Source organism: Thalassotalea litorea, from assembly GCF_005843925.1.
In the GTDB taxonomy this organism is placed as follows: domain Bacteria; phylum Pseudomonadota; class Gammaproteobacteria; order Enterobacterales; family Alteromonadaceae; genus Thalassotalea_A; species Thalassotalea_A litorea_A.
On sequence record NZ_VCBC01000004.1, the window covers coordinates 1 to 13,993 of the forward strand.

Below are 13,993 nucleotides of genomic sequence, written 5' to 3' on the forward strand. Positions count from 1 at the left end.
TCAGAAGTGAAACGCAATTGCGCCGATGGTAGTGTGGGAGTTCCCATGTGAGAGTAGGTCATCGCTAGGCTTCCATTCCAAGAAAGCCCTTAGTTAACGCTAAGGGCTTTTTTACATTTCAGCCTAGCTCGACCTACCGTAGGTCGCCGACATACAACGTTCATCCATGAACCTGTCGGCATTAGTACGTCCTTGTACAGAATCGCTAGGCTTCCAATTTAAGAAAAGCCCGCTCATTTGAGCGGGCTTTTTGCGTTTGAGGGAAGCTAGCGCAGATGGAGAAAATACTCCCTGCAGCAAATCATTAACCAGTACCGTCATTCCCAGACACTACTGGGGATCTAAAGCAAAGCAGATCCCCACTTTCGTGAGGATGACGGAACAAAGTGCAAGCTAAAGCTCTAAAGGTGACAAACACAGCTAAAAACGCTGTGTTAGGGTGACAGCCGCAGCAAACAAGCCTGCTTCTGGTGACAAATCGAACTAAAGTTCTCTTAGGGTGACTACCCTTGCCGTCATTCCCAGACACTACTGGGAATCTAAAGCAAAAGCAGATCCCCACTTTCGTGAGGATGACGGAACAAAGTGCGAGCTAAAGCTCTAAAGGTGACAAACACAGCTAAAAACGCTGTGTTAGGGGGACAGCCGCAGCAAACAAGCCTGCTTCTGGTGACAAATCGAACTAAAGTTCTCTTAGGGTGACTACCCTTGCCGTCATTCCCAGACACTACTGGGGATCTAAAGCAAAAGCAGATCCCCACTTTCGTGAGGATGACGGAGTTGAGTGTGAAGATGACGCAGTCGTCACCTAAAAACCTGTCGGAACTAAGGTTTTATCCACCTACGCAGTCGTCACCTAAAAACCTGCCGAGACTAAGGTTTTATCCACCCGCGAAGCCTCCACCCTCGAATCATTTGTCAGAATGGTTACTGTACTTATAACACCGCGGACTCGCGTGGATCGCCGCTAAGTTCAATACTTGGCAGCTTAATGCCATGCAATTCAAATTGCTCTTTGACTCTCAAGGTAATATCGGTTTGTAGGTTTTTTTCATAGCGGGTATCGAGTACGTAGAGCTTGAGAACTAACTGATATACAACAAAATTGTGATTTAAAACCTGAGAAATATTAACGACTATCGGCTTGTTTAGATAAACAAATTTACTTAATGCTGCGTTTTCCCTAATGATTCTTTCTGCTTTAATAAGGTCCTGATAAGGGTCGACAAAAAACTCTATCTGAATTTGCATGTCCAGTTCACCGTAATTACCAGAGGCGGTGATATCACTAAGGAACACGTTATTTGGAATGGTTACGACATCGTCGTTTAGGGTTTGCAGTTTTACGGAACGCAAACCGATATTGATGACATCACCATATTCTCCGCCAAACCTTACTCGGTCACCAACCTGAAAGGGGCGGTCAAACATAATGGTAATGCCGGCAACAATCGATGCTGCCAGATCTTTCATCGCAAAGCCGATGGCTACAGCGAGCGTACCGCCCATAATTGCCAGCAGCTCTTTACTAATGTCGAAACTCAGTAATATGACTGTGGCGAAGGTGGCAAAGTAGATAATAAATTGAACAAATAGCAGAACTTTTTGAAACAGTAAGCGCCGTTCAGCAAATACGTCTGTTAACTCTGTAACAATTTTTTTGATTACATTGAGTAAAATCCAAACGACGATAATAATAATCAATGAAAAGAAAAGGCCTGCGGGTCGGATGACATCTGCGAGGGTCGTAATAACCTGAAGTTCTTGAGAAGCCTCTTCACTGTAAGCTGGATTGGCAATTAACAAAATCATTAACGTACTAAGTAATCTATGAATATTCTGCATGGACTTCTACCGAATTAATAAATTTTGACGTGACAGATATCGTGATACGGAACGATACCAAAGCCAGCTTATTGAGTACTTATTGTCATGAAAACCAATCATCCCATTCGCCTGACATCTCGCTAATGCGCTTTTTAGTGCAAAGTTGCGATAACCGAGGTTGCCCTTAATCTCCTTCAATGAGATTGCCCCGAACTGGCAAATGACCCTTAATAATAATAAGGTAGTGATTTCGTATCCCTCCATCAACGTTGTATCCGGATAATCCGGTAATCTAACGATAATTTTGTCTTTATCCTGCGCTAAAGAATCCGACAGTAACCGACAACTAATCGCTGGATTCCCATCGGCATAGCCCCAAATGACTCGGTATACGCCACTCTTTTTCTGATTTTCGGGTTCCTCACCTTCATTGTCTGCGAGTTGCCGAGGAATGATTAACTGCGAAAAATCTGGGACAACTTTATTCTGAGCTGTTCGTTGATCAAGTAATGTTTCAATTTCACTTTGTTTCCATGGGCTCAATTTAATGGCAGTTGTGTTATGTTCTGGCTCTAGTCCCAATGCTTTGACGAGAGGCCAGGAACTACTGTTGAAGGTAAGTACGCATAAACATTGTCCCGACAGGTTATTGACCCATGAGCATAGTCTTCGAATTTGTTTTTGCCCGTTTGCCCTGGGAGATAGTAGCAAATGACAATTGTCGATCAGGATAAGGCGAATGTCTCTTTCGATTATGGCGTTTCGAACGTGTTTCATCATTGATTGGTTAATGGGTACATCAAGCTGCTGAGCAAGGTCGCAAAGGAGATTTTTAAAGCTGGGTTTGCAGTTTAGCTGCAAATGATTCGGGGTGATTTTGCTTAAAGAATTCAGAAAGAATGTTTTTCCAATGCCTCTTTCCCCGACTACGGAGACATGACTCAAGTCGCCGCTATCCATCATCCTTTTCACAAGTTCTATATGTTTGGCATGGACACTTTTAATTTCATCGCCATCTCCGGATATCAGTTTTTCCTTTAATGACTCGGCTATATCAGGCAAATGACTGTGTTTATCGATCCCTTCCTGATTATCGCTGATGAATTTTTTCCGGTATATTTCCGTTGTAAATCGCCGACCGGTTTCGGCTTTGGATATTATCTGTAAAAAGATATGTATGGTGCCCATGTATATTGAGTAGAGCACACAAATATTGGCGCTGATGAAGCCCTTTAAACCGGTTTGATTGCTATGTACGCGTTTTATCCATTCAGGCGCATCCCTCTCCTGTCCTACAACCTGGAACGCATCCTTTCGCCATTTGCTAATTAAATATAGATATACAGGAATAAAGAGCAGCAGAAACAGCCTTGAAAGCCATGCGAAGATGGTCACCTCACCGATATAAAGACTCAATAAAGAGTCCATCATCATAAATAGGCCAAACCACCAGATTAACAATTTAATCGAGCGGGATTGCGGCTTACTAATGCCTTTCAATAACCCTTGTTTTCCCCGTTCGATCATTTTCTCTAAGAGTTTGAAAATGAATATGGTGATACACGCCCAAAACGCAACGGTAGATATGGTTGCTTTTGAGATAGGGATTTGCAGTACGTCTAAAAAGGCCAAAATAATGTTAATAAAAATTAGCCATTCTAAAGGGCTGCGAGTTTTATCGACATACCAGATAAAGCGCGCATATTTACGCTTGATACTGCTAACCGGCTTTTTATCTAGAATGCGTTTTCGCCAATTGGGAAAGCCATCCTTAGACCATGAACGCCACATGTAAAAAACAAATATCGCCAGAAGCATTTTTAAAATCGTAGTAATTATGCCTAAAGGAGCCAGTTCAAATCGCTTGGGTATTTCCTTAAAGCGGTCGTAAGTTGCTTTGGCGATAATTATCAGTTCCAGCTTTATATAACTGGCTTCTAGTTTGGCTTCCTTAATACCATCGAGTTTGGTGCTGGTGTGTAGCGCGACAAATTCTGGCGGGGCTTCATTGAATATTTTTTCGCGAAGATAAAATAGGTTTTTTACTTCAATCGCTTGAGCGAATAAATGCTGAAAGTACTCGTCGTTGTTTATTTGCGCAAACAGGCTCAAATCTGTTTTTTCTGAGAGTAAATCTTTTTCAAATAGTGCGACTTTTTCTTCAATAACGGGTCTTAGTCGAAAATAAAACTCCTTATAGTCATTGGGACTTCGGGTTAAATTGTCTATTTTATCTTTCAGTTCGGCAAATTCTGTTTCAAATTGCTCCAGTTGGCCTTGCGGATTATCCTCGACATTAGCGACACTATCAGGTTCTGGTAAAATGCTGTCAGGTTTTTGTACTTGATCTTCCGCTTCCTGTTGTTGGGAAACTGGCGGTTCCTGACTTTCCTGTTCAACATATACATCATTATAGAGAGCATCAGGTATGGGCGGGGCGGCACTGACACAAGGGGAAAGGAAGGTTACTAATAACAGCGCCATGCTAATGGCAACAAAGACAGTTTTATTGTGCGGTTGACCTTGCATCTCAAAAAACCTTAACCAGTTGACATCATTAAAATAAAAAGTCTTATACGGTGATGAATTGACAATCTATTAGTATGGTTCAGGCTGACGTTTTTGCGAGAAAGAATGTAAATACAAGGCGAAAAAAAACCGGCGATTGCCGGTTTTAAAGCGTTTCTAAATTAGGTTACTTGTTGGCGTAATAACTTAAGCATTGCTCAACTTCATGTTGAGAACCTAAAATAACCTCGACCCGTTGATGGATGTCATCGGGTTCAATGTCCATAATTCGGCCTTGGCTGGTGACACTTAATCCGCCGGCCTGTTCAATTAGAAAGCTCATTGGGTTCGCTTCATACATTAACCGCAATTTATTGGGTTGAGCCGGACTTTTGGTGTCTGTTGGATACGTAAAAAAGCCACCGCGGGTTAGCACACGATGCACATCACCAACCATAGCACCGTTCCAGCGCATATTGAAATTTCGCTGTCTCGGGCCATCTGAACCGGCAACTAAATCATTAATATAGGCAGCCATCGGGGCTAGCCAAAATCGTTGATTCGACATATTAACGGCAAACTCAGAGGTGTCTTTTGGTACTTGCACATTTCGTTCCGTCAGCATGTAACTGCCGTGTGTTTTATCCAGGGTATAAAAATGCGTTCCTGCACCCGTGGTCATGGCGAGTGTCGTACTTGGCCCGTAAAGCACATAGCCGGCGCAAACTTGTTGATGTCCAGGTTGCTTGAAAATATCTGGGTCATTTGCGGCCATACCTTCTGGAGCTTCCATAATCGAAAAAATGGTACCAATCAGAGAATTGATTTCAATGTTCGAGCTACCATCGAGAGGATCAAAGGAAACGATATATTTACCTTTTTCCTGTCCTGCAACGGACGTATCTTCTTCTTCAGAGGAAATGGCTTTTACAAAACCGGATTCAAGCAAGATATCTTTAAGTAATTGGTTTGCCACAACGTCCAATTGCTTTTGCACTTCGCCTTGAATATTTTCATCCAAAGTCGAGCCCATCACTTCGCTTAAATGACCTTGGCCAACACGGAAAGAAATTTCTTTGGTTGCCGCTAGAATCGTTTTGATTAAGGAGATTAAATCAAGAGGAACATTATCTTGACGTAGAGCTGGAGCGAGACGTTGCATAATTTTGCCTAGTTTTTATGGTTATCTTGTAAGGGAGTGTTTATTGTACAAAAGTTCATTGCAAATCACTATTCGTAATTGGACTAATTTAGTCCATGGCAAAACTTACATGGGGATTCAAAATCAATGGTTTTAAGTTCGCTGTGAGTCAAGATTTAGGTTATATTGGACACGAAATAACAATTCTAAAGGTCGACGATGCGCTTCTATAAATACCTTACATTTCTTATGCTTGCGTTTAGCTTGCAAGTCCATGCTCAATCTTTAAGCGAATTTGCGAAAGATAAGCAATTGTTCACTGGCTTTATTCCGTTTTATCTCGATGAAAGTTCAGGCAAAGTTTACTTGCAGATCAGTGAATTTGACCAGCCATTTCTGTTTCAAAGCAGTCTGCCCCATGGTATAGGCTCGAATGACATCGGGCTGGATCGCGGTCAGCTAGGCGATACACGTTTGGTTCAGTTTGAAAAACGCGGTGACAAAGTGTTGCTACGCCAACTGAATACGTATTATCGCGCAGACAGTGATAACGTAATGGAACGTCAGGCGGTTAATGAGGCTTTTGCGAGCTCTATTATTCAAGGGTTTAGCATTGTCGAATCGGATAAAAATCGAGTGATTATCGATTACACAGATTTTTTAATGTCAGATATTCACGGATTGGCCGATAGCTTAAAACGTCGAAAACAAGGCAGTTTTGCTGTTGATAAAAGCCGCAGCGCTGTGTATCAGGAACGTAGTAAAGCGTTTGTCGATAATACCGAGCTGGAAGCCATAGTCACATTTAAAGGGCAGGGCACTGGGGCTTATTTAAAATCGGTGACACCCGATGCCAATGCCGTGTCGGTTAACTTGCATCATTCAATGATCCGATTGCCAGACAATAATTACCAAACCAGAACGTTTCATCCATTCTCTGGAATGTGGTCGGTCGAATACGCCGATTACGCTAGTGCAATCGAAGACAATTTAGTGAAACGTTTGATCCCTCGCCATCGATTGGAAAAGAAAAATCCAGAAGCAAAACGCAGCGAAGCGGTTGAGCCGATTATCTATTATCTCGATCCTGGTGTACCAGAACCGGTTAAGAGTGCGCTAATCGAAGGCGCGCTATGGTGGAATGACGCATACGAAGCATTAGGATTCATCGATGCCTTTCAGGTGAAAATGTTGCCTGCAGATGCCGACCCTATGGATGTCAGATATAACGTGATTCAATGGGTTCATCGTGCTACTCGAGGCTGGTCTTATGGTGCGTCAGTGATTGACCCTCGCACCGGTGAAATTTTAAAAGGGCACGTGACCTTGGGATCTTTGCGCGTTAGACAGGACTACCTGATTGCATTAGGTCTTACATCGCCATTTGATGGCAAACAGCAAGCGGATACTTCACCGATGAAAGAGATGGCATTAGCACGTATTCGCCAGCTATCTGCCCATGAAGTGGGGCATACGCTCGGTATCGCCCATAATTTTTCTGCCAGTGTCAATAATCGAGCTTCGGTTATGGATTACCCACACCCGTACATTCAACTCGATGAAAATGGCAATGTCGATTTGTCTGAAGCCTATGACGTAGGTGTTGGTGCCTGGGATAAACACGTTATCGCCTATGCTTATGGTATTTTCAAAAATGAGCAAAAATCGTTGACAGATCTCATTCGTTCAGCGAAAGCTAAGGGCCTGAAATATATGTCAGATCCCGATGCAAGGCCAAGATCTGGTGCGGATGCTCATGGACACCTTTGGGATAACGGTGCCGATCCTATCGAGGAATTAGCTCGCGTAAATAAAGTTCGTAATAAGGCTTTGGAGAGATTTGGCGCAGATACGATCCCAGCCGGTACGCCTTTTTCAGAGTTAGAAAATGCATTGGTGCCGATATACAATTTCCACCGTTATCAGGTGGAAGCTGCGGTAAAACTTATTGCTGGCCTGGATTATCAATACGCCATTAAAGGGGAAGACAATTCACCGGTTAAACTCGTCGACGCAAGCAAACAGAAACAAGCAATTCACGCATTGTTATTGACCTTAGACAGTCAATTTTTGACACTGCCTGAGTCAATTTTATCGCTGATCCCGCCGAAAGCCTACGGTTACTATCGAGATCGCGAAAGCTTTCCGAGTAAAACGGGTCTTGCATTCGATCCGGTTTCGGCTGCTCAGGCGAGTGCTAAACATACCATTAGTTTGATGCTAGAACCGCAGCGACTTGCGCGTCTGCAACAACACCATGCCCGCAATAATGCGATTCCAGCGGTATCGGATCTATTGAATCAGTTGACGACAAAGACAATCAAGTCTGGCCCTGCCTCGGGAATGGAATTTGTTGTTCAGCAACGAGTTAATCAGCAAACCTTGGATAACTTATTCAGCCTTTACCATGACGCAGAACTGGTCGCAGAAGTTCGTGCCGATGTACATCAACATCTGGTAGAGCTTCAGGAGTGGCTAAATATCAATGCCAACCGTGTTGGTAATGACAAATTAGCCAGCCAGTATCACTTGCTTGCAGGTCAGATCGCGTATAGTCTGCAGCAAGGTAAGGTGATAAGCCCAGAGGCAAAAGTAAAATTGCCACCGGGATCGCCAATCGGAAATAATTAATCGCAATTACGACAGGTTCATGCTCGATTCTAAATGCTTTAAGGGCATTTAGAATGTGCGAGATTTGCAGATAGATTTCTCATTTTCTCTCACGACAGATCGAATCCATGCAGTGTATTAGGGTGTCCTAAATATACGATGTTAAAGTTCGCTCGATCAGCATCTTCTGTCGCAATTTGTATAAAGGCGTCGCGTTAATGAGTAAGCATATTCATATTTTGGGGGTGTGTGGTACCTTTATGGGAGGTATCGCAGCCATCGCTAAAGAATTGGGATATCGGGTTTCTGGTTCAGATGCCAACGTTTATCCACCAATGAGTACCCAATTGCAAGAATTGGGGATCGAATTGAAATCCGGTTACCTACCGGAACATTTTGCCGACGAGCCGGATTTGGTGATTGTTGGTAATGCCATGTCCCGTGGCAATCCGATGGTTGAATACGTGCTTGAGCGCAATATCCCTTATACCTCCGGCCCACAATGGCTGCAGGATAATGTGTTGCAGCAGCGTTGGGTTCTGGCAGTTTCCGGGACTCATGGCAAAACAACGACCAGTAGTATGTTGGCCTGGATTTTAGAGTACGCTAAGCTGACGCCGGGATTTTTAATCGGCGGCGTTCCGCAAAATTTTCAGCAATCCGCACGATTAGGCAACTCGCCTTTTTTTGTCATTGAAGCGGATGAGTACGATACTGCGTTTTTTGATAAACGTTCTAAATTTGTGCATTACCGCCCACGCACATTAGTGATCAATAACCTGGAATTTGATCATGCCGATATTTTTGATTCCATTAGCGATATTCAACGCCAGTTTCATCATTTGGTGCGTATGGTTCCAGGGAATGGCTTAATTCTGGCACCAGCACAAGAAACTTATATTGATGAGATGCTGGCATTGGGTCTGTGGACACCGACGGAATTTAGTCGCACAGCAAAAGCCTGGCAAGCCAATAATATTCATCGTGATGGCAGTGCCTTTGAAGTGCTTTTTAACGGTGAAAAACAAGGCGAGGTGCATTGGGATTTGCTGGGTGATTTTAATGTCGATAATGCGTTGATGGCAATTGGTGCGGCCCGTCATGCGGGTGTGCCGGTCACCGTTTCCTGTGAGGCTCTGGCTTCTTTTGTGAATACCAAAAGACGACAGGAGCTTTTGGGAACACCGAAAGATATTCATGTCTATGATGATTTTGCTCATCACCCTACTGCAATTAGCAAAACCTTAAGTGCGATGCGCAGCCATATCGGTAGCAATCGTTTAATCGCGGTGCTTGAACCAAGATCAAATACAATGAAAGCCGGTGTTCATAAAGACACCCTGGCTCAGGCATTTCATGATGCTGATCGAGTGTTTATTTTTGAAGATTCAGCCTTTGATTGGTCTGTTTCGGATGTGTGCCAACAAATCGACAAACGTGCCAGCGCTCATCATTCGATTGAAGAATTATTAAACTCGGTCGTCAATTATGCGCAACCTGGCGATCATATTGTGGTGATGAGTAATGGCGGGTTTGCAGGCTTTCATACTAAGCTTTTGAATAAGCTTACGGATTAAATTTTATCAAGGAACTTCACTTGGCTGATTTTAATGGCAAGATAACATTGGCAATTACTGGCGCTTCAGGCAGTGCTTATGCAATGCGGTTGCTGGAATGCTTGCTACACGCAAACTATCAGGTTTATGTGCTGGTGTCTTCCGCTGCGCGTGTGGTGTTTGATACTGAAATCGGCGTTAAGTTACCGGGAAATCCAGACAAGGCGAGTCAATTCTTAACCGAGAAATTTGGTTGCAAAGACCAACAAATTCAGGTGTTTGGTAAAGATCAGTGGTTCTCTCCCGTGGCGTCCGGTTCTGCTGCGCCAAAACAAATGATTGTTTGCCCCTGCAGTACGGGAACCCTTGCCGCAATTAGCCAGGGCATGAGCGATAATCTGATTGAACGAGCCGCAGATGTGGTGATCAAAGAACGTGGTCAGTTAATTCTGGTGCCAAGAGAAACGCCATTTTCCACGATCCACTTGGCTAATATGCATAGCCTGTCACAAATGGGCGTTACCATAATGCCAGCGGCGCCAGGTTTTTATCACAATCCTCAGTCTATCGAAGATTTAATCGATTTTATGGTAGGGAGAATGTTGGACCATATTGGTATTGAGCAGGACATTATGCCACGTTGGGGTTATTCCAATTAGCTTGCCCATTTAAACCATGAATTGATCTATTCATGGTGTTTGTGATGGCTGAAGTGACTGTTATCGTGATTGCTCAGCCATACTGGAATCGTCAGTAAGCTAGGTTTCACTGTTGCATCCTGTCGATAAATAATCTAATTCTGTCTCAAATATCGACTTAAAGTATTTCCCTTTCTTTACTCCCAATACGCTTTATGGTTTATTGCCATAACGAAAATACTCCTTTCATCAAAACAACAAGGTAGGCGTTATGTCATATCAAAGATTAAAGCCATCGCTGATTGCGGCGAGTCTTTCTCTTTTGTTTGCTTCACAAAGCAATGCGTTTGAAGTAGAAAAAGCTGCACAACCATCCGAAAAAGCCAAGACTGAATGGTCAGTCAATGAGCCAATGGGTGAATTTAAAACCGTTGCCATCGACGTTACCGAAGGCACCTGGATGAATGTTGATATCAGTCCCGATGGCAAAACTTTGGTGTTTGATCTGCTCGGTGACATTTACACCATGCCAGTTAGCGGTGGTGAAGCAAAAGCATTAATGACTGACATTGCCTGGCAGATGCAACCAAGGTTTTCTCCAGATGGTAAATACATTGCCTTTACTTCCGATCAGGGCGGCGGTGATAACCTATGGGTAATGGAAGCAGATGGTTCAAATCCAGTTGCCGTAACCAATGAAACTTTTCGCCTGATTAATTCTCCTGCCTGGAGTCCTGATGGGAACTATTTACTCGGTCGTAAACATTTCACTGGCTCGCGCTCATTAGGTGCAGGTGAAGTGTGGATGTACCACAAAACGGGTGGTAGCGGCATGATGCTAACGAAACGCCCAAATCAACAAAAAGATTTAGGTGAGCCTGCGTTTTCACCGGATGGTCGTTATGTCTATTTTTCACAGGATGCGACGCCAGGTAAAACGTTCCATTATTCGAAAGACAGTGAAAAGGGCATTTACAAAATTAAACGCCTAGATCGTGAAACCGGTGAAATCGAAGTGATTTTGTCGGGTCGTGGTGGGGCGATCCGTCCGACTCCTTCTCCGGATGGCAAGAAGCTTGCGTATATCAGTCGCGTCGATTTCCAAAGTACTTTGTTTATTTATGATTTAGAAACCGGCGAAAAAACCGCGGTTTATGACAAACTTGATCGTGACATGCAAGAAACCTGGGCCATTCATGGGGTTTATCCTACGATGGCATGGACCCCAGATAATGACGAAATCATTTTCTGGGCCGGCGGTAAAATCAATAAACTTGATATTGACAACAAGCAAGCCAGCGTCATTGATTTTCATGTAAAAACTGAAAAACAGATGCAGGAAACTGTACGATTTGAACAAGATATCGATATCGATAACATCGATGTAAAAATGCTGCGTGATGTGGAAATTTCACCGGATGGCAGTAAGGTAGTATTTGAAGCACTTGGCCATGTTTATGTGCGCTCTTTACCGGATGGAAAGCCGAAGCGTTTAACAAAACAGACGACGCATTTTGAATTAAACCCGAGTTTTTCCCGTGATGGCAAGCAAATTGTATTTGCAACCTGGAATGATCAAAAACAAGGTAACATTCGTGTTGTATCCGCGCGCAGCGGTCGTGGTAAGTATGTTTTGGATGAGCCCGGTAAATATATCGAGCCGGTATTTTCACCGGACGGTAAAACAGTTGTGTATCGTAAAGCCAAAGGTGGTTATATCACCCCTGCCGTACATAGCTTAGAGCCAGGTATTTATAAGGTTTCCGCCAAAGGTGGTGAGGCAACACTAATTACTGACAATGGTAGCCAGCCGCAATTTGCCGATCGCAATGATCGTATTTATGTGCAGCGTTATGGCGAGATGCCTGAATTGGCGCGCATCGATCTCGATGGTAAAAATGAAAAAGCGTTATATATGGGCAAATATGCCACTGAATTCCGCGTTTCCCCAGATGGACAGTACTTGGCGTTTGCAGAACGCTTTAAAGTATTTGTAACGCCATTGGTTGAACGTGGTGATGTGATCAATATTGGTCCTTCTGCCAAGAATGTTCCGGTTCACAAGCTTTCTGCTCGTGCCGGCGAAAACATTAGTTTTAATGGCAATAGTGATGAAATCTACTGGAGTCTTGGGCCAGATCTTTATCAAGCATCGTTAGCTGGTATGTTTGATATTGGTCAGGATAAAGCGGAAGTAAAAGAGCCGAAAGTAACCAGTATTGGCTTTGACAAAAAGGCCGATGTACCAACCGGTATGGTTGCCTTTGTCGGCGGTAAAGTTGTGACTATGGAAGGTGATGAAGTGATCACCGATGGTGTGGTTTTGGTCGACGGAAATCATATCAAAGCCGTCGGTAGCAAAGATCAGGTTTCGATCCCTAAATCCGCCAAAGTTATCGATACTTCCGGTAAAACAGTAATGCCAGGCTTAGTTGATGCCCATGCCCATGGACCGCAAGGTAGCAATGAGATCATTCCTCAACAAAACTGGAAAAACTACGCAACGTTGGCATTAGGTGTTACTACGATTCACGATCCATCGAATGACACGACCGAAATTTTCGCAGCCAGTGAATTACAAAAAACCGGTAAGATTGTTGCACCACGCATTTTCTCTACCGGTAGTATTTTATACGGTGCGTCCGCTGCGGGTTATACATCCCATGTTGATAGTCTCGATGATGCGCGTTTTCAGGTTGAACGATTGAAATCTGTTGGCGCATTTAGCGTAAAATCATACAACCAACCACGTCGTAATCAGCGTCAGCAAATCATTCAGGCAGGTCGCGAACTTGGCGTAATGGTTGTGCCTGAAGGTGGTTCATTATTACAACATAACCTGAGTATGGTCGCCGATGGACACACATCATTAGAGCACTCTATTTCTACGGCGAAAATCTATAACGACATTCGTCAGTTCTGGAAAGCGTCAGACACCGCATATGTACCTACTTTAGTGGTAGCCTATGGTGGCATCTCTGGTGAGCACTACTGGTATGATAAAACCCAAGTTTGGAAGCACCCACTACTGAGTAAATATGTCCCTATGGATGTTCTGGCGCCGCGCTCGATGCGCCGCACTACAGCACCAGAACATCATTACAATCATATTCGCGTGGCCGAAGTTGCCAAAGAAATGCAGGATATGGGCGTACTTGTCGGCATTGGCGCCCATGGTCAGCGTGAGGGCCTGGGGGCACATTGGGAAATGTGGATGATGGCCCAAGGTGGGATGACACCAGTTGAAGCGATCCGCACGGCGACCATAGATCCGGCGAAGCATTTAGGCCTTGATAAGCAACTCGGTTCTCTAAAAGAAGGGAAACTTGCGGATATTATCGTCGTCGATGGTGATGTGACTCAAGATATTCGTCAGTCCGATAAAGTCGAGCAGGTGATGATCAATGGTCGCTTGTATGATGCCAATAGCATGAATGAGATTGGCAACTATGATAATGAGCGCCAGCCTTTCTATTTTGAACAATAAACAAAGATAGCCAGGCCCTATTCGAAAAAGCCACGTCTAACGTGGCTTTTTATTTTCTATGCAACGAATATTGATGCCAGTTGAGATTGAAAATCGGATAGAAAATAACAACATAAAAATACCGCTTAAATGGTCAATATTTTTGCTTTAGAATCTCGCCATCGAGTGATAAACTGATCCTCTTCTTCGAGGTTTTGACTTTGTGTTTTGCTTTGAAGGACACAGC

Annotated in this window: 7 protein-coding genes; 4 read left to right on the forward strand and 3 right to left on the reverse strand. The window is 43.8% G+C overall.

Features of this window, described 5'->3' with window-relative positions:
* Window positions 1–936: 936 nt before the first annotated feature.
* The 3 genes from FE810_RS03705 to FE810_RS03715 form a co-directional block, all read right to left on the reverse strand.
* Window positions 937–1,845, reverse strand: coding sequence for a mechanosensitive ion channel family protein (locus tag FE810_RS03705; protein ID WP_212744467.1), 909 nt, complete (start codon window positions 1,843–1,845; stop codon window positions 937–939).
* Between the two features lie 6 nt (window positions 1,846–1,851).
* Window positions 1,852–4,356, reverse strand: a complete 2,505-nt coding sequence (locus FE810_RS03710; RefSeq protein ID WP_138318699.1) for an AAA family ATPase — start codon at window positions 4,354–4,356, stop codon at window positions 1,852–1,854.
* Between the two features lie 166 nt (window positions 4,357–4,522).
* The gene (locus tag FE810_RS03715; RefSeq protein WP_138318700.1) at window positions 4,523–5,497 is read right to left on the reverse strand and encodes a class 1 fructose-bisphosphatase; all 975 of its coding nucleotides are present in this window, start codon (window positions 5,495–5,497) and stop codon (window positions 4,523–4,525) included.
* Window positions 5,498–5,695: 198 nt separating this feature from the next.
* Between FE810_RS03715 and FE810_RS03720 the strand changes: the two genes are divergently transcribed.
* From FE810_RS03720 to FE810_RS03735, 4 genes are all read left to right on the forward strand, one after another.
* Window positions 5,696–8,107 carry a zinc-dependent metalloprotease gene (locus tag FE810_RS03720; RefSeq protein ID WP_138318701.1) on the forward strand — a complete coding sequence of 804 codons (2,412 nt, stop codon included), beginning with the start codon at window positions 5,696–5,698 and terminating at the stop codon, window positions 8,105–8,107.
* Window positions 8,108–8,304: 197 nt separating this feature from the next.
* Complete coding sequence (gene mpl, locus FE810_RS03725; protein ID WP_138318702.1) at window positions 8,305–9,663, forward strand: UDP-N-acetylmuramate:L-alanyl-gamma-D-glutamyl-meso-diaminopimelate ligase; 1,359 nt, start codon at window positions 8,305–8,307, stop codon at window positions 9,661–9,663.
* 20 nt (window positions 9,664–9,683) lie between these two features.
* The gene (locus tag FE810_RS03730) at window positions 9,684–10,301 is read left to right on the forward strand and encodes a flavin prenyltransferase UbiX (RefSeq protein WP_212744468.1); all 618 of its coding nucleotides are present in this window, start codon (window positions 9,684–9,686) and stop codon (window positions 10,299–10,301) included.
* A 250-nt stretch (window positions 10,302–10,551) separates the two neighbouring features.
* Entirely contained in the window at window positions 10,552–13,767 is a 3,216-nt protein-coding gene (locus FE810_RS03735; RefSeq protein WP_138318703.1) for an amidohydrolase family protein, read from the forward strand.
* Window positions 13,768–13,993 lie beyond the last annotated feature (226 nt).